Annotated in this window: 17 protein-coding genes and 2 tRNA genes; 10 read left to right on the top strand and 9 right to left on the bottom strand. The window is 64.2% G+C overall.

The features are described 5' to 3' along the window. Window positions 1-15: 15 nt before the first annotated feature. Together thiD and folP are read right to left on the bottom strand one after the other, a co-directional pair. On the bottom strand, window positions 16-828 hold the full coding sequence (gene thiD / locus DSM104635_RS05605) for a bifunctional hydroxymethylpyrimidine kinase/phosphomethylpyrimidine kinase (protein WP_158765260.1): 813 nt from the start codon (window positions 826-828) through the stop codon (window positions 16-18). A gap of 14 nt (window positions 829-842) precedes the next feature. After that, the gene (folP, locus tag DSM104635_RS05600) at window positions 843-1,664 is read right to left on the bottom strand and encodes a dihydropteroate synthase (RefSeq protein ID WP_228445891.1); all 822 of its coding nucleotides are present in this window, start codon (window positions 1,662-1,664) and stop codon (window positions 843-845) included. 162 nt (window positions 1,665-1,826) lie between these two features. Here folP and DSM104635_RS05595 point away from each other — a divergent pair, with 162 nt between their 5' ends. Both DSM104635_RS05595 and DSM104635_RS05590 read left to right on the top strand, forming a co-directional pair. Beyond that, window positions 1,827-2,300, top strand: a complete 474-nt coding sequence (locus DSM104635_RS05595) for an NUDIX domain-containing protein (protein ID WP_158765259.1) — start codon at window positions 1,827-1,829, stop codon at window positions 2,298-2,300. Window positions 2,301-2,308: 8 nt separating this feature from the next. Continuing rightward, a complete protein-coding gene (locus tag DSM104635_RS05590) occupies window positions 2,309-2,749 on the top strand; it encodes a VOC family protein (RefSeq protein WP_158765258.1) in 441 nt (146 codons plus the stop codon). Between the two features lie 54 nt (window positions 2,750-2,803). Here DSM104635_RS05590 and DSM104635_RS19865 read toward each other — a convergent pair whose 3' ends face one another. Both DSM104635_RS19865 and mutL read right to left on the bottom strand, forming a co-directional pair. After that, window positions 2,804-3,718 carry a hypothetical protein gene (locus DSM104635_RS19865; RefSeq protein ID WP_228445889.1) on the bottom strand — a complete coding sequence of 305 codons (915 nt, stop codon included), beginning with the start codon at window positions 3,716-3,718 and terminating at the stop codon, window positions 2,804-2,806. 102 nt (window positions 3,719-3,820) lie between these two features. Further along, window positions 3,821-5,698 (bottom strand): DNA mismatch repair endonuclease MutL, encoded by a 1,878-nt coding sequence (gene mutL, locus DSM104635_RS05580; protein ID WP_158765257.1) that lies wholly within the window; start codon window positions 5,696-5,698, stop codon window positions 3,821-3,823. Between the two features lie 131 nt (window positions 5,699-5,829). On the opposite strand from mutL, the gene DSM104635_RS05575 reads away from it, so the two are divergent. The 6 genes from DSM104635_RS05575 to DSM104635_RS05550 all read left to right on the top strand — a co-directional run bounded on the left by DSM104635_RS05575 (window position 5,830) and on the right by DSM104635_RS05550 (window position 9,582). Further along, window positions 5,830-6,630, top strand: a complete 801-nt coding sequence (locus DSM104635_RS05575) for an LOG family protein (RefSeq protein WP_158765256.1) — start codon at window positions 5,830-5,832, stop codon at window positions 6,628-6,630. 109 nt (window positions 6,631-6,739) lie between these two features. Further along, on the top strand, window positions 6,740-7,015 hold the full coding sequence (locus tag DSM104635_RS05570) for a DUF4242 domain-containing protein (RefSeq protein ID WP_158765255.1): 276 nt from the start codon (window positions 6,740-6,742) through the stop codon (window positions 7,013-7,015). 133 nt (window positions 7,016-7,148) lie between these two features. Next, window positions 7,149-8,357: an RtcB family protein gene (locus DSM104635_RS05565; protein WP_158765254.1), complete on the top strand. Its 1,209-nt coding sequence runs from the start codon at window positions 7,149-7,151 to the stop codon at window positions 8,355-8,357. Window positions 8,358-8,430: 73 nt separating this feature from the next. After that, the gene (locus DSM104635_RS05560) at window positions 8,431-9,258 is read left to right on the top strand and encodes a hypothetical protein (protein ID WP_158765253.1); all 828 of its coding nucleotides are present in this window, start codon (window positions 8,431-8,433) and stop codon (window positions 9,256-9,258) included. A gap of 137 nt (window positions 9,259-9,395) precedes the next feature. Further along, a tRNA-Pro gene (locus DSM104635_RS05555) sits at window positions 9,396-9,473 on the top strand. Window positions 9,474-9,507: 34 nt separating this feature from the next. Then, a tRNA-Glu gene (locus tag DSM104635_RS05550) sits at window positions 9,508-9,582 on the top strand. A 1-nt stretch (window position 9,583) separates the two neighbouring features. Here the strand turns inward: DSM104635_RS05550 and DSM104635_RS05545 are convergent. From DSM104635_RS05545 to lspA, 4 genes are all read right to left on the bottom strand, one after another. Beyond that, entirely contained in the window at window positions 9,584-10,903 is a 1,320-nt protein-coding gene (locus tag DSM104635_RS05545; RefSeq protein WP_158765252.1) for a M16 family metallopeptidase, read from the bottom strand. A 167-nt stretch (window positions 10,904-11,070) separates the two neighbouring features. After that, window positions 11,071-12,423, bottom strand: coding sequence for a M16 family metallopeptidase (locus DSM104635_RS05540; protein ID WP_158765251.1), 1,353 nt, complete (start codon window positions 12,421-12,423; stop codon window positions 11,071-11,073). Between the two features lie 6 nt (window positions 12,424-12,429). After that, on the bottom strand, window positions 12,430-12,969 hold the full coding sequence (locus DSM104635_RS05535; protein WP_158765250.1) for a DUF3035 domain-containing protein: 540 nt from the start codon (window positions 12,967-12,969) through the stop codon (window positions 12,430-12,432). 120 nt (window positions 12,970-13,089) lie between these two features. After that, window positions 13,090-13,653, bottom strand: coding sequence for a signal peptidase II (gene lspA, locus DSM104635_RS05530; RefSeq protein WP_158765249.1), 564 nt, complete (start codon window positions 13,651-13,653; stop codon window positions 13,090-13,092). An 85-nt stretch (window positions 13,654-13,738) separates the two neighbouring features. Between lspA and DSM104635_RS05525 the strand changes: the two genes are divergently transcribed. Further along, window positions 13,739-14,683 (top strand): hypothetical protein, encoded by a 945-nt coding sequence (locus tag DSM104635_RS05525; RefSeq protein ID WP_158765248.1) that lies wholly within the window; start codon window positions 13,739-13,741, stop codon window positions 14,681-14,683. Window positions 14,684-14,762: 79 nt separating this feature from the next. Then, a complete protein-coding gene (locus DSM104635_RS05520; RefSeq protein WP_158765247.1) occupies window positions 14,763-15,662 on the top strand; it encodes a hypothetical protein in 900 nt (299 codons plus the stop codon). A 10-nt stretch (window positions 15,663-15,672) separates the two neighbouring features. On the opposite strand, the gene ileS is transcribed toward DSM104635_RS05520, so the two are convergent. Beyond that, a complete protein-coding gene (gene ileS / locus DSM104635_RS05515) occupies window positions 15,673-18,774 on the bottom strand; it encodes an isoleucine--tRNA ligase (protein WP_158765246.1) in 3,102 nt (1,033 codons plus the stop codon). Window positions 18,775-18,949 lie beyond the last annotated feature (175 nt).

Genomic DNA, 18,949 nt, shown 5'->3' with positions numbered 1-18,949 from the left:
CAAGGGGGAGGGAGTCTAGAGGGAGGATTTGCACGGCCAGTTGTGGCCGAGCGGCTGGTGACCTTGCCCGAACCCCGGCGCATGGCGGATCGCTTCCATAACGTAAGCGCGCGCCTTCTCGACGGCCGCCTCGATCGCCACGCCCTGGCTCATGTGCGCCGCGATGGCCGACGCCAGCGTGCACCCGGTGCCGTGTGTGGCCTTGGTGTTGATGCGCGGGCTTTCAAACACGCGATAGCCTTCGCGCGTCAGCAGCACGTCGCGGATGATGTCGCCCTCAATATGCCCGCCCTTCACCAGCGCGGCGTAAGCGCCGAGCTGCTCCACCAAGATCTCCGCCGCATTGATCTGGCCATCGAGCTCGCGCACCTCGACGCCGGTTAGCGCCTCCGCTTCCGGCGCGTTCGGCGTCACGATCGCCGCGATCGGCACGAGCTGGTCGCGGATCACTTCGACGGCGTCGTCGGCCAGCAACGACGCTCCACCCTTCGCGATCATCACCGGATCCAGCACCACCGGCACACCGCCGCCAACCGCGTCCCACGCTTCCAGCACTGCGCGCACATGCGCCGCAGAGCCCAGCATGCCAAGCTTCCAGGCGTCCGCGCCAAGATCGCCCATCACCGCGTCGATCTGCGCGCGCACGATGTCGGTCGGCACCGCGTGCACGCCGCTGACGCCAAGCGTGTTCTGCACGGTAACGGCGGTGATCGCCGTCATGGCGTAACCGCCCAGCGCGGTGACAGTCTTGATGTCGGCCTGGATGCCGGCGCCGCCGCCGGAGTCTGATCCGGCAATGACGAGGACGCGGCCCTTGGGTGAACTCATACGCTGGAGATAGGCTAGCCCTGCGTGGCGCGCCAGAGCTTCAGCGCCTGCACCGTCTCAGCCACATCGTGCACGCGCACCATGGCGGCGCCCCTCTGCGCGGCGATCAGCGCCGCCGCGACTGAACCGCCGAGACGATCCCTGCCGGCGTCGCGCGCGCGCTCATCGATCGACGCGATGAAACGTTTCCGCGACGCGCCAATCACAACCGGCTTGCCAGTCTCCCGGCCAATGCGATCTACGGCGTTCAGCAACGCCAAATTGTGCGCCACCGTCTTGCCGAAGCCGATACCCGGATCAACCCAGATATCGTCCACACCTTTGGCGTCGGCTTCGATCACGCGCGTGCGCAGATAGGCAATCACCTCAGTCACGACGTCGTCGTAATGCGGATCGGCCTGCATCGTGCCCGGTTCGCCCAGCATGTGCATCAGCACCACCGGACGATGCATCGACGCCGCCGTGTCCATCGCGCCAGGCGCACGCAGCGCGTTGACGTCGTTCCACATCGTGGCGCCGGCGGAGACAGCAGCCATCGCCACAGCCGGTTTCATCGTGTCGATCGAGATCGGCGCTTTTGTCGACGCGCGCAGCGCCGCGATCACCGGCGTCACGCGCGCGATCTCCTCGCGTTCATCGACGGGCTCGGCCCCTGGCCGCGTCGACTCGCCACCAACGTCGATGATGTCCGCGCCCGCCTCGATCATCGCCAAGCCGCGCGGCGCGGCGGCGCCCTCAGCGCCGCCATCGGAGAACGAATCCGGCGTGACGTTGAGAATGCCCATCACGTATGGGCCGCCCGCAATCTTCGGCGGCGGTAGTGAAACCTTGTTCATGGCGGGCGGCGATGACAAAGCGCGCACTCCAACGCAAGCTTGACGCGCAGTTGCCGCAACCGCCAGGAAGGCGGTCACGAAAGCGCGATCTGCGATATCAATCGCTTCGCGGAGGCTTTCGCAACGTCATTCCAACAAGAACGCAGGGCACGTGCGCAAAATATGAGTAATTGGCGCCTGAAATTCGAACCGGTGATCACACCGCTTTTTCGCCTGTGGTGGCGGTTCAGCCGGCCGATGACGCTGGGCGCCCGCGTCATCTGCTGCGACGAGGCGGGCCGCATTCTGCTGGTGCGGCACTCCTATTCGAGCGGCTGGCATATGCCCGGCGGCGGTGTCGAAGGCGGCGAAACCACGCGCCAAGCGGCGATCCGCGAACTGGCCGAAGAAGGCGGCGTCGAACCGCTTGATCCGCCCGAGCTGATCGGCCTCTATCACAACGAGCGATACGTTCGGAACGATCACGTCGCGATCTATCGCGTCGGCAAGTGGCGCGCGTGCGCGCCGCGTCCTGGTCCGGAAATCGCCGAGCGCGGCTTCTTCGCGCGCGACGCCCTGCCCGAGGACGTCACGCCGGGAACGAAACGGCGCCTCGCGGAAGTGTTCGACGGCGCACCCATTAGCGATGTGTGGTAGGAGAAGAGATGCGTTATCTGCACACCATGATCCGCGTCGGCAATCTCGACACTGCGCTCGATTTCTTCTGTGCCAAGCTCGGCCTCGTCGAGATGAGCAGAATAGAAAACGAAGCCGGGCGCTTCACCTTGCTCTTCCTCGCAGCGCCCGACGACGCCGAAATGGCGCGCGAAAGGAAGGCGCCCATGGTGGAGCTCACCTATAATTGGGATGAGAGCGAATACGGCGGAGGCCGCAATTTCGGTCACCTCGCCTACCGCGTGAAGGATATCTACGCCGCGTGCCAACGTCTCGCCGATGGCGGCGTGACCATCAATCGTCCGCCGCGCGACGGACGCATGGCGTTCGTCCGCTCACCCGACGGCATTTCCATCGAGCTGCTGCAAGAAGGCGCGGCGTTGCCGCCGCAAGAGCCGTGGGCGTCGATGCCGAACACTGGCGCCTGGTAGCAAAAAGGCCGCGCCCGAAAGCGCGGCCTTCTGATTCTTGCTTCCGTCCGCCGCTTATTGCGTCGTCAGTTCCGAGATGTTCAGTGTCGACGGCTGCAGATCACCTTCGGAATAGGTGCCAACCCAGACATCGTATTGGCCCGACGCTGGCGCGTCGAAGCGGATCGACGGGTTCAGGCCCGCTTCGCCGCCATCGTCATCGCATACCCAATTGCCTTGCGCGTCGTTGATGACGAGCGTGGTGTCGGAATCAGCCGCGACCGAGAAGATCAGCGGCAGCGATCCGGAGCCAGCGGTCCAGTTCAAACGGAAGTCCGGCGCCTGCGCGATGCGGCCGACGCAACCTGGCTGGTTGAGCACGGAGGCATCGATCGTGCCGCCGGCGTCGATTGCGACGGTGTGCGGATCAGGCGTGAAGCCACCGGTGAGATCGACCGAGCCGTATGCAGGCTCAAGCGAGAAGTCAGGGCCATCGCCGGTCTGCGCCGCGGACGGGCCACCGACTTCAGAGATGTGCAAAGTCGCGTTTGCGGTTTCGCCTTCCGTGCCGAAGCGGCCAACCCAAATCTGGTAGCGGCCAGTGCGAGGTTCTTCCCAGGTAACCAGCGGATTAAGCGCGCCGCCGCCGTCATCGTCACAAACCCACTCGCCATTCGGCGTGCGCACCACGATCGTGGTGTCGGCATCGGAGACCGCGCCGATATAGAGCGGTAGTTCGCCGGCAGTATAGCGCAGTGTAAACGAAGCGCGTTGCGCGACGTAGCCGGCGCTGCAATCCTCGTCCGCGCGCGTCGATTCAATCGGCCCGCCGGCGGTGACGGAGACCGTGTACGGATCGGGCTGATAGCCAGAGCGCAATTGCACCTGACCATACGTGCCAGTAGCGCCGGTGTTCAGATTTTGCGCGTAAGCCGGCGATGCAATCAACGCCAGCGCCGCCGCTGCGGCCAATGTCTTTGTCAGTGTCATGAAGGTCCCCGGAGAATCCTCTCGCCCGCGCATCTTCGCCTTCGCCGATCCGAACGCAAGTGCAGACCGCGCGCAAACAAGGCGTTTTGAAGGTATTTTGACCTAGCGGCGCCCGAACAGCTTCTCGATATCGGCCAGCTTCAGCTCGACGTAGGTCGGGCGGCCGTGATTGCATTGACCGGAAAAGGGCGTCGCTTCCATCTGCCGAAGCAACGCGTTCATTTCTTCGCCCGTCAGCCGCCGCCCCGCGCGCACTGACCCCCGGCACGCCATGGACGAGCACACTTCCTCCAGGCGTTCCTTGAGCGCGTGAGCCTCACCGAGTTCGGTGATGTCGTCCGCCAAATCCTTCAACATGCCGGCGGCGTCGATATGGCCAAGCAATGCCGGCGTTTCACGTACAAGAATTGCGCCAGGGCCGAAGGGTTCGATCACGAGGCCGAGCTGGCCCAGCTCTTCGGCGCGCGCTGCAAGCGATTCAGCCTCGCTTGGATCAAGCTCGACCACTTCGGGAATAAGCAATGCCTGCCGGCGCACGCCGCCATTGGCTAGCATCTGCTTCATGCGCTCGTACACCAGCCGCTCGTGCGCCGCGTGCTGGTCGACGATGACGATGCCGTCCTCGGTTTGCGCGACGATGTAGGTCTCGTGGATCTGCGCGCGCGCCGCGCCAAGCGGGAAGTAGCGTGCGTCTTCCGGGTCGTTAGGGAGCGCCGGCGTCTCGCCGGCGTCGAAGGCCGCGAGCGCGGCGGACAGAACATCAGGTGAGATCGCCGGCGAGAACGCCGGCGCTCCATAGTCGACACGCCCGCTCGGCGCCATGAAGTCGCCAGCGGCCAAGCGTTCTTCCGCCATGCCCCACACATGCGTTGTGGGACGCAAGAACGGCTGCGGCGATTCATAAGCCCGCGCCGCGCCCAGCGCGCTTTGCGCCGTCGTAGTGGACGCGCGATGGCCTGCTCCCGCGAGCGCATGACTCAAGCCGCCCACGATCAACCCTCGCACGAGCGTCGCATCGCGAAAACGCACTTCCGTCTTGGCCGGGTGCACGTTCACGTCGACCTCCGACGGCGGCAGATCGAGGAAAAGCGCCGCAACCGGGTGGCGATCCCGCGCCAACAAATCCTGGTACGCCGCGCGCACGGCGCCGACGATGAGCTTATCCTTCACCGGGCGGCCGTTGACGAACAGATGCTGGTGCTCACGCGTGCCGCGATGGAACGTTGGCAATCCAGCAAAGCCCGAGAGCCGCACTGCGTCGCGCCTCTGATCGATCTGGATGCAGTTCGGCGCGAAGTCGCCGCCAAGGATGGCGGCAAGCCGCGCGCGGCGCCCCTCGTTTTCCGGATCGCCCTCCGCAGAAAGCCGCAGCGACATACGTCCGTCATGTTCCAACGAAAACGCCACATCGGGCCGCGCCATCGCAAGGCGCTTCACGATGTCGGAGACGGCCATCATCTCGGCGCGTTCGGACTTCATGAACTTCAGCCGCGCGGGCGTTGCAAAGAAGAGATCGCGCACTTCGACACGCGTACCGTTGTCGCTCAGCGCCGCCCAAGCCGACGGGCGCGCCGTATCGAGCGCGCCGCCTTCCAGCGCGATCGACCACGCCTCATCCGCGCCGCGCGCTTTCGACGTAATCGCCAAGCGTGCGACAGCGCCGATCGAAGGCAGCGCTTCACCGCGAAAGCCCATCGTATGGATGTTGAGGAGATCGACACCCCCGCCAGCGCTCGCGACCAGTTTCGACGTCGCGTGTCGCTCTACAGCGAGCGACAGCTCATCACGTGGAATGCCCCCGCCGTCATCCTCGATCGAGATCAGCCCCAACCCACCGCGCTCGATCCGCACCGCAACGCGCTTCGCGCCCGCGTCGAGCGCGTTTTCCACCAGCTCCTTTACGGCGGCGGCAGGGCGCTCGATCACCTCGCCCGCGGCGATGCGATTCACGACTTCGGGGGGCAAACGGCGGATGGGCATGACTCGGCCGCGAGTCTAGCACACGAAAAGCGGCGATTCGGCAGTCGCCAACCGGCAATCGGCAGTCGGAAGTCGCGCCAAATCCCGATTGCCGACTGCCGATTGCCGACTGCCGCTCTATATTCACGCACATGGCCGACTCTCCCAAGAAACCCAATTCCGCACAGATCGCCTCCCCATCGTTTCGGCTGGCGGCGCTGGATCCGGATTTCCTGCTCGGCGAGTCCACGCGCGGCGTGCGGTTTCTTCTCGAGTACGAAAAGGCTGAGCAGATCCTCAAAGCCCGGCGCATTATCTCCACCATCGTGGTGTTCGGCGGCGCGCGTGTGTTGGAAAGCGGCGGCCCGGAAACGCATGCGCGCTGGTATGCCGAAGCGCGCGCGTTCGGCCGCATCGCGTCGGAGCGCGGCGGCGCCTGTGCGGTGGAAGCGGATCATTGCAACGTGATTGCCACGGGCGGCGGGCCGGGCTGCATGGAAGCCGCAAACCGCGGCGCGCAAGATGCGGGCGCGCCGTCGATCGGCTTCAACATCTTGTTGCCGCACGAACAAGAGCCCAACGCGTACTCAACGCCAGAGCTCACCTTCAACTTCCACTACTTCGCGATGCGCAAAATGCACTTCGCCATGCGCGCCAATGCACTCGTGGTTTTCCCCGGTGGTTTCGGCACGCTCGACGAGATGTTCGAAATCCTCACGCTTCGGCAAACCCGCAAGGCGCCGATGGTGCCCGTTGTTCTGTTCGACGAAGGCTATTGGCGTTCGGTGATCAATTTCGACAAGCTGGTCGAACACGGCGCTATCGACGCCGCGGACCTCACGCTTTTCCGCTTCGCCGACACTGCGGAGACCGCCTGGGAAGCCCTGCTTGAGCAAGGCCTGGGCAAAGCGCACGACGACAGCGCGCCGGACGTAGTCCAGAAGGACATCTGAGCGCGATTGGCGGGATCGCCCCCGCAGATTGTCATCCTGGCCGCTCGTGGGGGGCCGCCCACCACGGCAGATACGGTCCTGGGAGCGAACAAACTCAGAGGACCCGACCATGAAAAAGTACATGATTGAACGGAAGATCCCCGGCGTCCACACCATGGGCGAAAGCGATCTCTCCGGCGCCGCCAAGACCTCCAACGCGGCCTTGGCCCAGCTGGCGCCCAAGGTGCAGTGGGTGCACTCCTATGTGGCCAAGGACCAAACGTTTTGCGTCTACTTGGCCAACAATGAAGATGACATCCGCGAACACGCCCGCATCTCCGGCTTTCCGGCCAACGTCATCACCGAGATCACCGGTGTAATCGATCCGACCACCGAACGCGGCTGATGGCGGACGACGTGCATGCACGGTACGATGCCCCACAAACGGAGCATGAAGAACCCCTCCAAGGCGCGGCCTGGAGGGGCTTTTCGTATGCGCTCCAGGCCGCTTGAGACGTTGAAAACAAAGGAGGCCAGCAATGTCTGGCTACGAAGAAATTCAAGGCGCAGCTGCGCCGATCAAGGCCTGGATCAGCGGCGTGCCGGTAGAGCACGCAGCCGAGAACCAGCTGCGCAATGTTGCGTCGCTGCCGTTCATCCATAGCCACATCGCGGTGATGCCGGACGTTCACTTCGGTATTGGCGCAACCGTGGGCTCGGTGATCCCGACCAAGGGCGCGATCATCCCGGCCGCTGTCGGCGTCGACATCGGCTGCGGGATGATGGCTGTGCGTACGTCGCTCACAGCGAACGACCTGCCGGACTCTCTTTCACGCCTCCGCGGCGCGATCGAGCGGAACGTGCCACACGGCAACGGCCCGCGTGGCAACCACAACGACACGCCGTCTTCGGTGGAGACCACGTACCGTGACTCCGGCCTCGACGATCGCTACCGCGCGATCATCGATAAGCACCCGAAAGCGTCGGCGAAGTCGCAAACCGGTCAGTTGGCGACGCTCGGCGGCGGCAACCACTTCATCGAGGTTTGCCTCGACGAAGAGGACCGCGTGTGGGTGATGCTGCACTCGGGCTCGCGCGGCTCGGGCAACGCGATCGGCAAGTACTTCATCGAGCGCGCTCGGGAAGAATTGCTGCAGCGCGAACTCGGCTACCACGTGCCGGACAAGGACCTCGCTTTCTTCATGGAAGGCGAAGAGCTGTTCGACGATTACGTGGCGGCGGTCGGCTGGGCGCAAGACTACGCGCGCACCAACCGCGAAGTGATGATGGAGCGCACCCTGCGTGCGCTCCGTGACAACCTGCCGAAGTTCAAGCTCGAGAAGCACGCCGTGAACTGCCACCACAATTACGTGGCGCGTGAACGGCACTTCGGCGCCGACGTGTGGGTGACCCGTAAGGGCGCCGTGCGCGCGGGCGTGGGCGAGCTTGGCATCATCCCCGGCTCGATGGGCGCGAAGTCGTTCATCGTGTGCGGCAAGGGCAACGAAGATTCGTTCTGCACCTGCTCGCACGGGGCCGGCCGCGCCATGTCGCGCACCGAGGCGAAGCGCCGCTTCACGTTGGCGGATCACCGCAAGGCGACCGAAGGCGTGGAGTGCCGCAAGGACGAAGGCGTGATCGACGAAACGCCGATGGCCTACAAGGACATCGACGCCGTCATGGCCGCGCAATCGGACTTGATCGACGTGGTGCACACGCTGCGCCAAGTCGTGTGCGTGAAGGGCTGAGAAAGCACGCGTGAGCGGTCGCGCTCGCGCGTGCGATCTTCCATACATGAGGCAAACAAATCACGGAGCCAACATGACGATTCAGGATGATGGAAGCGGCGCAAGGGCTGAGGAAGTCGACCGCATCGACATGCTCAGATACCTCGGCGTCGACGAACAAAACGTCTTGGTGAGCGTCTTCAACCTCCGACAGGAGATAAACATCATAGAGACTGTGAACGAGCTGTTTTACAGGGCGAAGCCAGCCAAGGCGGTTTCGCCCCCATCCGCGCTGGTGCTCCAGCTCATGCTCTTCGCGCAAACCAATCTCTTCAGCGCTACCTCAAACATCTTCAGGTGCCGCATCGAAGAAGCGTTCTCATGCACGCGGATAGCGATCGAGGCCGCGCTGCACGCATACCGAATTGTTCAAGTCGGGGCATCTCCTGAAGAGTACGTTCGAAATGAGCGGCACGGCGAAGGCAACGTTCGTTACCTGCGCGCACTCCACAAGAAAGATCCGGCCGCGCACGCCGCGATCGAACATTTGCTCTTGTCTTGGAATTTCTGCAGTGGCTTCGGTTCACACGCAGACTACCGGGTCATCAAGGATCGAAGCGTCGTTATCGACAAGCCAGAAGGTGTCGGCGTGTTGATGAAATTCAACAACACGCAGCCAATTCCGGTACAGCAGTTCTTAGTGCTAACGACGGCCCTGACGTTCATCGACATCTTGGGTGTGTTCTCGCCCTATCTCAGAGGCACGGTCGGATGCGTGGACGACGACTGGGAGCGCTGGCGTATCGGGGTCTTCAATGACGTGCACGCGGCTCGGGAGAAAGTTCGCGACGGCGCGCTTAAAGGAGGCATCCCTTCCGACGATCGCATCGACGATCTTCTGGCGGGAAACCCTCTCAGCTAGCTGAGCGTTTGAACTCGAAGCTTAGCCATGAACGCCATTAAACAAACACAGAGAGCACTTAGGTACACGACCATGTTTTTCCGACCGAGCCCCTCCTTCCGAGAGATGCGCTAGCGCTCATGTGGCGCTGGCGTAGCCTGGGCGTAGCTCAGTCTGCGAAGAGCGCCTGCCTTGGACGCAGGAGGTCGTTGGTTCAAATCCAGCCGCCCAGACCAGTTTTCAAAGCGACATGAGCGTCCGTTTGCACACGGCGCCGTCGTCTATGGGTTAGGATCCTGCGCTTTCAACGCGGGGGAACGGGTTCGAGTCCCGTCGGCGCTGCCAACTATTGCGTTGGTTGAAGCCCTTCCGGCTGGCCCACCACCACGAACGTGAACGCGTCCGGATTGAACAAGCGGCGGATGACGCGGTTGACGTCGTCGCGCGTCACCGTGCGAATGAGATCATTGCGGCGATTGATGTAATCGATCGGCCGGTTGGCGGTCTGATAGCCGTGCACGACGCTGGCGATCTTGGAATTGCTGTCGAGATCGAGCGCAAACGAGCCGGTGAGATAAGTGATGGCGTCGTTCACTTCCGCTTGCGTGGCGCCGTCGCTGTAGAGCCGCGCCATCTCGGCGCGCGTAACTTCGATCGCCTCGCGCACGTCGCCATTCTCTGTTTGCGCCGAGCCGCGGATCAGCGCCGAATGATCGCGCACGGCAGGCCCGGTACCGATGCCGTACACAAGCCCGCGTTGCTCGCGCACCTGATCCATCAGTCGCGACGAAAACCCGCCGCCGCCCAGGATGTAGTTCGCGACTGCGAGCGGAATCCAATCCGGGTCTTCGTCTTGGATGCCCGGCCCCGCGAACAACACCAAGCTTTGTGGCTGCGGCAGTTCGCGCACGATCAGTGGCGTCGGCGCGCCCAGCGTGACATCCGCCGGTTCAGGCGGACGCGCGCCTTGCGGCAACGCACCGAAAATTGCGTCGACCGACCGTCCTGCGGTCTCCGCATCGATGTCGCCAACGATGGTGATTTGCAGCGTGGAACGGTTGAACAGCGCGGCGCGGCGCTCGATCAGCGCGGCGCGATTGATCGCGGCCACACTCTCGCGCGATGTGCGGCGGGCATAGACGTGACCAGGATAGAGCGCCTGATCCAGCGCCAGATTGCCGATGTAATTTGGATTGGTATCGCGAGTGCGGATGCCCACCAGCATTTGCCGCTTGATCCGCTCCAGCGGCGCCGCGTCGAACCGCGGCTGCATCAGCGCCAAGCGCGCCATCTCGAACGCCGCGTCGCGATTTTCGCTGAGCGTCGTCACGTTGAGGCCGACACCATCCCAACCGGCGCTGAAGCCCAGGCCCATATTCAGTTCTTCGAGCCGCTCCTTGAACGCATTGGCGTCAAGATCGCCGGCGCCCTCGGTCAGCATGTCCGTCATCACGCCGGTGACGCCGCTTTGCGCATCCGGTTCGATCGCCGAGCCGCCGTCCCAATACGCGCGAAGCACGATCATCGGCACGGTCGAGTCAGACACCAGCCACGCTTCGATCCCGCCCGGCGAAACGATGCGCGCCACCTGTACGCCCTCGCGCCGCGCCGGCGCTTCAACCTGCGTCTGCGCGAGCGCTGGCGTTGAGAACGGAGCAGCGGCCACAAGCGCGAGCAGAGCCAGCGCGAGCGTTCCCCTTCTCCCTTGCGGAGAAGGGGTCAGGGGATGAGGGGCGTTCAAACACACAGGCGCCGGGCCGGTTGCCCGCCCCTCACCCCGCCGCCGCGCGGCGACCCTCTCCGCAAGGGAGAGGGTGTGTGAGCGCGCCCCCATCATTGCGCCTCTTCCGGCGGCAGCAGCCAACCGGTGACGGATTGATTGATGTCGAAGGTTTGGCGCGCCATCGCCAGCGCTTCATCGTGCGTCACGGCTTCGATGTCGTTAGCCCAGTTCACGACGTCGTCGATCGACTCGCCCGAAGCCAGCGAAGCGCCATAGACATTGGCCAAGCTCTCCTGGCTATCGCGCGAATACACGGCCGCTGCCGCCAGCGATGATTTCGCGCGCGCCAGCTCCGCATCGGTTGGTCCGTCGCGCAGAAACGTGGCGATCACCGCATCCGCCGCTGCTTCCACTTGCTCCAGCGTGACGCCTTCCGCGGGCGTGGCGAATACAGAAGCGCTGCCGCCGCCAAGGCCGGACGTATTGGCGCTCGCACCGGCGCTGACCGCGATGTGCTGATCTTCCACCAGCGCGCGATAGAGCCGACTCGTCTCCGAACCGCCAAGAATTTCGACGGCGACATCCAGCGCGTGCGCTTGGCGCCCCTCGTCGGTGCCGTAGCTGATGGCGCGATAAATCCGCGACAACGAAGGCTGGCGCACCTTCTCGTCACGATGCGTCACCCGCATCGGCCCAATAGCAGGCGGGTCGCTCACCCAAGTGCGCGACGGCAAATCGCGCGTCGGCCGCAAGCGCCCGTAATAGCGTTCCGCCAGCGGTCGCAGTTCTGCTGCATCGACATCGCCAGCGACAACCAGGATCGCGTTATTCGGCGCGTACCAAGTTTGATAAAAATGCAGCGCCGTCTCGCGATCCAGCGTTTGGATCTCGTGCAGCCAACCCACCACCGGCGTGCCGTACGGATGATGCGGCCACAGCATCGCCCGCATGCGCTCGCCCAACAGTGCGCCCGGATTGTTATCGGTGCGCTGGCGACGCTCCTCCACGATGACATCCCGCTCAGACGCAAACGTCTCGTCACTGAACCGCAGATTGCGCATGCGATCGGCTTCCATGCGCATCACCAGATCGAGCCGGTCGCGGGCGATGCGCTCGTAATAGGCCGTGTAATCCCAGGCCGTGAATGCGTTGTCCTCGCCACCATTGCGGGCGACCGTGCGCGAGAATTCGCCCGGCGCGATCTCGCGCGTGCCCTTGAACATCAAGTGTTCGAAGAAGTGCGCGATGCCGGAATGGCCACGCGGCTCGTCCGCAGCGCCGACGCGATACCAGACCATGTGCGTGACAACCGGCGCGCGGCGATCGGTGATCACCACGACTTGCAGCCCGTTGCGGAGCGTGAAGGTCTCAGGCCGCGGAAATTCGCGCGCTTGCGCCAGCGGCGCGAACGCAAGGAGCGCCAGCCACGCCGCGATCAGGCGCGCCTGCGCTCCTGCTTTCATCTAGGCTTAGGTGCCCGGAAGCTTGGTGGTGTTGCCGCCGCCACGAGCGATCGTGACTTGGCCGCCGCCGGTCGCGCGGCGGATTTGCTCTTCGTCTCCGAGACGACGGGCTTCCGCGTTCGGATCGATCGGCACGTTGGCGCTACCCGCGCCGCCGAAGCTCAGCACGCGATTGACGAAGCCTTCGTCGCGGCGAACCAGGCCTTGCGCTTCGTAATCGATGGTGTCGCGAATGTTCGGGTCAACGGCTTCGGCGCCCGCGTTGGTGACGAGCGTGCGTTCGCCTTGCGTTGCGCTGGCGGCGACATCGGCGCCGAACAGAGCAGCGCGGGCTTCGTCACCCGGGGCCAATTCTTGCGGGCGCGCTTCGCCCGGCCGCGGCGGACGCAATGAGTAGTCCGGCGGCAGCGTCAGCGGCGCCGAAGTGACAACACGAAATTCGTCGGGCGAGTTCTTGCCGGCGCCGATAGCGCGGGAAATCGTGCCACATCCGGTGGTCGCAGCGGCTGCAGCTAGCATCGCCACCATCGCGATCGGTTTGTTCATCGGACGCCCATCTCCCTTGGTTCGCGCCGTTCTAGCGAGCCGGGATGCCCCCGCCAAGCCGCCGTTCCAGTCCCGAGGGATCGGCCCGGATCATGACGGTTCTTAGGCGAATTCCTTGGTTTAGCCGCCCGAACTGCCCGGGCCGCGGCCGAAGCTGCGCTTGATTTGGCTCCAGGTCGTGCCCTTGCCGGGCTCCGGCTCGGCCAGAAAGATCATGTCGAAGGCCAGCAGCAGCGCCCCCACGGTGATCGCCGCGTCGGCCACGTTGAAGACCCAGGGAAACCAGAGGCCGTTGAAATCGAGGAAATCGGCCACGGCGCCGAAACGAATGCGGTCGATGACGTTGCCGATGGCGCCGCCGACCACGAGGCCCAGCGCAATGGCGGTCAGCTTCCGCTCCGCATCCTTCAGCCACCACAAAAACACTCCGGAAATCACGAACGAAAGCACCACCAGGCCCCAGCGCGCGAGATCCTCCTCGGCGCGCAGCAGGCCGAAGCTGACACCGCGGTTCCAGACCATTTGCAGGTCGAAGACCGGCGTCAGTTCTATGAATCGGCAATTCTGACGGACCTGTTCCAGGCAGCCCGGCGGGCTGAACTGCATCGGACCCAAGACGATCCATTTGCTGATCTGGTCGGCGACGAAGACCAACGCCGCGATGATGAGGCCGAAGCGGAACATTGCCTCGGCTTATGGCCGGGCGGCGCGGCGGCGGCAAGACAAGGCCCGCTTTGGTTTTGCCGTCCTTGTGCGGCATGAAGGCTTGATGCGGCTCTCTGCCCTCCTCGCGCTGGCGTTCCTGACAACGCCCGCATTCGCGCAGACCGACCCGGCGCAAGAGGCCGTGACCGCCTACGCGCTCTACCAGCAAGACGTCACCGACCTGCTCGGCGCCGAGATTTCGTCCGGGCCCGCCTTGGACACCGCGCTCGCTTTGGCGGCGCGTCACGATGCGGCGCGGGTGTCGCGCGGCTGGATCGCCTACGGCGCGATGACGGCGACGCAATCGCCATCGTTCGTCGCCGGCGTCCGCAGCCGCGTGCGCGCGGCCGGTCGCGCCGCCGTGCTCCGCCAACTCCGCCGCGATCTCACCTACGCGCGCCGCCGCCCGCCCGGCGCCGACGAAGCCATCCAACTCATCCTGCAATCCGCCGCTGCCGACGGCGCGCGCATGACAGCGGCCGGCCATCGCTACACCGGCATCGCCCAATCGCTCGACCAAGGCGTCTGGCCCGCACCCGCCAGCGGCGACCGCAACGCGCGGCACGATCGCTTGCGCGCGAGTACAACTGAACAACGCACGCTTGCGCCCGCACTGGCGCAACGCGTCTATGTCGGCCCTCTCAGCGCCACGCCGCTAATGAATGCGGATGCCTTCGGCGGGCGCCGTTTCTGGGACGCCGCCGCCGGTCGCGCCTCGCCAACACCGCCGCGCTTCACCTGGGCCATCGGCGCGGACCGCCAAAGCGCTGTCGATCGCATGCTCACGCTCGCGGCGCTCATCATCATTGAAGCAGAGACGCAAGAACGCATACGCGTTGCGGCGATGCTGGACGACGCGCCCTCGCGCGAGTGTCTCGAGATGCAACAACTGACATTCCGGCAATGCGCATCCGTCGCGCATGATCCGAACGAAGACGCGTATTGCCTTGCGCGTCACGGCCTCACCGGCCCTGCCGCGTGCTTCGCCAACATTGCGCGCACGCCATAGTTGCCGCGCATTAAGGTGACTCGGATTTAAGCAGTTCCACTGGTCGCGCATTTAACCGAACCCGGCGCATGATGCGCTCATGCTGCGGACTTTGACGGCCATCACGGCGTCGCTCGCGTTGCTGTGTCCATCGTCGGCGAATGCCGATGCTGTGCACGACGCGCTGGAAGCGTACGCCCTCTATCAGAATGACGTCAGCACTTTGCTCGATGTCGATGTCGAAAACGCGCGCACGGTTGACGCCGCACGCGCGCGCCTGGCGCGGCACAATTCCGATCGCGTCAGCCGCGGCTGGATCGCCTACGGCGCGCTGACGGCCGCGCAGTCACAGCGCTTTGCCTCCAGCATCGAAACCCGCATTCGCCGCGACGGCCGCGACTCAGTACTGCGCTCGTTGCGCGACGATGTCGGTTACGCGCGCCAGCAACGCAATTCCGCGCAAGCCGTTCAGCTCATTCTCACCGCCGCCAGCGCCGATAGCGCACGCACGGCGCAAGCCGGTTCGCTTTACGATCGTTTCGCCCGCACCGCGGGCGTGGTGCAATTGGCGGGCACGGGACGCGCCGAGCTTCCGGGCGTGACACGCCTCAGCCCGGATATGCTCGATCGCCTGCGGGGCGCCGGTCGCGTCTCGCAGGCGAGCGTCGCTTACGGCGAACGCGGCTTCTGGGATGGCGTCGCTGGGCGCGATGGAGCAGCGCCGCGCGTCCGCGCCGGTGGCGAGGATCGCTCCTACGCGCCAGTCACCGATCACATGCTGACATTGGCCGCCATCGTCGTCGCCGACGCCGAGCGCGGCGAACGCCGCCGTGTCGAGACACTGCTGAACGAGCCACTCACGCAACAATGCATGCACATGCAGCAGCTACAGCTGCGCCAATGCCTCTCCGTCTCAGTCGATGCCGCCGAGCGCGCCTACTGCCTCGGCCAGCATGCGCTGACCGGACCCGGCTCCTGCTTCGCGTCGATGGTGCGCTAGGCGCGCCTAGTTACGAACGACCGTGCGCTGAATCCCATTCTGCGACCGCATCGGCGTCACGCGGCGTGATGTCGGGATATTTGCGATACGCGGTTTGCGGATCAAAATACTTCCAAGACCGCGCGCACTTCACGCCCGGCGCCTTCTCCACCAACACGGCGACACCCGGCGTCTCCGCCAAGCGAAATGCTTCAGCCGGACCTTCGCCCGCCTCAAGCGTCACGCCGCTAGTGATGCAAAGCTCAGCAAACTCGACCGCCTGCAGCGACGCGCGCAGCGCATCATCCGCCACCCACACACGCGGCGCCGCTTCCAGCGCCGACCCGATCAGCTTATCGCGCCGCGCCACTTCCAGCGCGCCCGTGACAACGGCGCGCGCTTCACGCAGCCGCGCCACTTCTTCGCCCGCGAAATCATCTTCCCACGCAGCCGGCGTCTCCGGGAACGTGCGCAGGTGCACCGAGACATCGTCCGGGAAACGCGCCAGCCACGCCTCTTCCGCCGTGAATGGCAAGATCGGCGCAAGCCACACCGTCAGCCGCGAGAACACTTCGTCCAGCGCCGACCGGCAAGCGCGCCGCCGCGCACTCGATTTCGGATCGCAGTAGAGCGCGTCCTTGCGGACATCGACGTAGAACGCCGAGAGATCGACGTTGCAGAACTCCACGATCGCCGAAAGCGCGGCGCGGAACTGATACGTCTCGTAGCCCTTGCGCACGACCTGATCGAGTTGCCAAAGGCGATGGAGCAGCCAGCGCTCAAGCAGCGGCAGCGCTTCTTCTCCCCCGCCCCCTCGCGGGGCGGGGGCCGGGGGGTGGGGGGCGTTCAAACGCTCCGGCGCTTGAGCGTCGGCACGCCCCCCCTCCGACCGCTTCGCGGCCACCTCCCCCACAAGGGGGGAGGTGAACGAAACACGTTCGCTATCTTCAAACCCGTTCAACGCCCCAAGCAAATAGCGCAGCGTGTTGCGGAGCTTCCGATACATCTCCGTCGACTGATCGAGCATGGTCTTACCCAAGCGCAGATCGTCGCCGTACTCGGCGCCGGCGATCAGTAGGCGCAGGATCTCGATGCCATTCTCTTTGGCGATCTTTTGCGGCTCGACGGTGTTGCCGATGGATTTGGACATCTTCTTGCCCTCCTCATCCATCGCAAAGCCGTGCGTGACGACTTCATCGTACGGCGCGCGCCCGCGCGTCGCGCAGCTTTCGAGCAAGGAGGAGTGAAACCAGCCGCGATGCTGATCCGAGCCCTCAAGATAAAGCGTCGAGACCGGATTCTTGAACGACGCCCTTGTCGGCGCATCAGGATTGCCGACGACGAACGCGTGCGTTGAGCCAGAGTCGAACCACACATCCAAGATGTCTTCGATCTTGTCGAAGTCCTCCGCCTTGTACTTGTTGCCCAAAAACTCCTGCGCCGGCGTCACCCACCACACATCGGCGCCGCCTTGCTTCATCGCGGCGGTGATGCGCGCATCGACTTCATCGTCCTGCAGGATCGCGCCGTCGCCTTTCGACACGAAGATCGCCAACGGCACGCCCCACGCGCGTTGGCGCGAGATCAGCCAATCGGGCCGATCGGCGATCATGCCGCGAATACGATTGTAGCCGCTCTGATCGCCGGTGCGCTTCTGGCCCCAATCGACGCGATCAATTTCGCTGAGCGCAATGTCGCGCAGCGATTTGCCATCGCGGAACGGCTTATCCATCGCGATGAACCATTGCGGCGTGTTGCGGAAGATCAGCGGCGCCTTCGAACGCCACGAGTGCGGATACGAATGCTTCAGTTGCCCACGCGCGAGCAGAGCGCCGACCTCGATCAGCGCGTCCATCACGGCTTTGTTGGCGGGACCATCCTTGCCGAGGTTCTTGCCTTCAAGTTGAATGATCTCCAGCCCTTCGAACCCCGGCGCTTCTTTCGTGAAGCGTCCTTCTCCGTCGACCGTGAACGGAATGCCTTCCTGGCCAAAATTCTTGACCCAGATTTCAAAGTCATCCGCGCCATGACTAGGCGCAGTGTGTACGAAACCTGTGCCGGCGTCGTCGGTGACGTGATCGCCCGCGAGCAGTGGCACTCTGAATGCGTACTCACCACCCTTGTCTGCCGTCCCTTGCCATTCGACCAATGGATGGTCGCACGCAAACAGCTTGGATATGTCGATGTCTTGAACGCGTGAAAAGCTGGCGACCTTTGCGGCCTTCAGCGTCTCTTCAGCGCGCGCATCCGCTAAGATGAACTGCTCGCCAACCGCAACCCATGGCGCAAACGGCAAATCCTTCTCGATCTCGTCAACGCGATAGAGACCATAGTTGATACTTGGGCTGTAGGAGATCGCGCGATTGCCCGGAATCGTCCACGGCGTCGTCGTCCAAATCACGACGTCGGTGCCAATGAGCTTTCTGTAGCTCTCGTCGACCTCGCGCAGCGGAAACTTCACCCAGATCGTCGGCGACGTCTTCTCCTGATACTCCACCTCAGCCTCAGCCAGCGAAGTCCGCTCCACCGGGCTCCACATCACCGGCTTCGACCCGCGATACACCAGCCCCGTCCGCACCACGCGCAGAAACTCCGCCGCGATTGCCGCTTCCGCTTCGAAGCTCATCGTCGTGTAGTAGTGCTGCCAGTCCGCCTCGATGCCCAAGCGGATGAATTCCTCGCGCTGCAACGGGATCCACTTGTCGGCGTACGCGCGGCACGCCTTGCGAAACTCAACCGCCGGCACGTCCTGCTTCTTGCGGCCAGCTTTGCGGAAATCCTCTTCGACTTTCCATTCGATCGGCAGGCCGTGGCAGTCCCAGCCTGGCACAAAGTCGCAATCGAAGCCCGCCATCTGCCGCGTGCGGACAGCGAGATCTTTCAGGATCTTGTTTTCCGCGTGCCCGATATGGATCGCGCCGTTGGCGTAAGGCGGGCCATCGTGAAACACGAATTTCGGCCGCGTGCGCGACGCCTCGCGCAAACGTGAATAGAGATCGACCTCCGCCCAATATTTAAGCCGCTCTGGCTCACGTTGCGCCAACCCGGCTTTCATCGGGAACGGCGTGTCGGGCAAAAACAACGTTTCGCGGTAATCGCGACCAAGAACGCGTTCTTTGGGCTCATCGGCCAAAGGTCTTCTCCGTAAAAGTGAGTGAGGTTTAGACGATCCCGGGACCGCGGAGCGAGCGCTCAACGCGGGCCGGGCCTCAAATTCGGTGGCCCGCTATCAGGAAACGGAGGCAGTCACTCATGCGTTAGGCCTGTAACACCGCCCCCCACGGAACGCCACATGCATTGCGAGGGCG

This window comes from Terricaulis silvestris (assembly GCF_009792355.1).
Classification (GTDB): domain Bacteria; phylum Pseudomonadota; class Alphaproteobacteria; order Caulobacterales; family Aquidulcibacteraceae; genus Vitreimonas; species Vitreimonas silvestris.
The sequence above is the reverse complement of the archived record's forward strand: the minus strand, read 5'-3'. Positions and strand labels throughout refer to the sequence as shown.

Excerpts from the sequence above, each read along its gene's own strand:
- DSM104635_RS05570 (WP_158765255.1), top strand. The coding sequence starts at position 6,740 with ATGAAAAAGTACATGATTGAACGGAAGATCCCCGGCGTCCACACCATG.
- DSM104635_RS05595 (WP_158765259.1), top strand. The coding sequence starts at position 1,827 with ATGAGTAATTGGCGCCTGAAATTCGAACCGGTGATCACACCGCTTTTT.
- thiD (WP_158765260.1), bottom strand. The coding sequence starts at position 828 with ATGAGTTCACCCAAGGGCCGCGTCCTCGTCATTGCCGGATCAGACTCC.
- DSM104635_RS19865 (WP_228445889.1), bottom strand. The coding sequence starts at position 3,718 with ATGACACTGACAAAGACATTGGCCGCAGCGGCGGCGCTGGCGTTGATT.
- DSM104635_RS05525 (WP_158765248.1), top strand. The coding sequence starts at position 13,739 with ATGCGGCTCTCTGCCCTCCTCGCGCTGGCGTTCCTGACAACGCCCGCA.
- DSM104635_RS05520 (WP_158765247.1), top strand. The coding sequence starts at position 14,763 with ATGCTGCGGACTTTGACGGCCATCACGGCGTCGCTCGCGTTGCTGTGT.
- DSM104635_RS05535 (WP_158765250.1), bottom strand. The coding sequence starts at position 12,969 with ATGAACAAACCGATCGCGATGGTGGCGATGCTAGCTGCAGCCGCTGCG.
- mutL (WP_158765257.1), bottom strand. The coding sequence starts at position 5,698 with ATGCCCATCCGCCGTTTGCCCCCCGAAGTCGTGAATCGCATCGCCGCG.
- DSM104635_RS05540 (WP_158765251.1), bottom strand. The coding sequence starts at position 12,423 with ATGAAAGCAGGAGCGCAGGCGCGCCTGATCGCGGCGTGGCTGGCGCTC.
- DSM104635_RS05560 (WP_158765253.1), top strand. The coding sequence starts at position 8,431 with ATGACGATTCAGGATGATGGAAGCGGCGCAAGGGCTGAGGAAGTCGAC.
- DSM104635_RS05590 (WP_158765258.1), top strand. The coding sequence starts at position 2,309 with ATGCGTTATCTGCACACCATGATCCGCGTCGGCAATCTCGACACTGCG.
- DSM104635_RS05565 (WP_158765254.1), top strand. The coding sequence starts at position 7,149 with ATGTCTGGCTACGAAGAAATTCAAGGCGCAGCTGCGCCGATCAAGGCC.
- DSM104635_RS05575 (WP_158765256.1), top strand. The coding sequence starts at position 5,830 with ATGGCCGACTCTCCCAAGAAACCCAATTCCGCACAGATCGCCTCCCCA.
- folP (WP_228445891.1), bottom strand. The coding sequence starts at position 1,664 with ATGAACAAGGTTTCACTACCGCCGCCGAAGATTGCGGGCGGCCCATAC.
- lspA (WP_158765249.1), bottom strand. The coding sequence starts at position 13,653 with ATGTTCCGCTTCGGCCTCATCATCGCGGCGTTGGTCTTCGTCGCCGAC.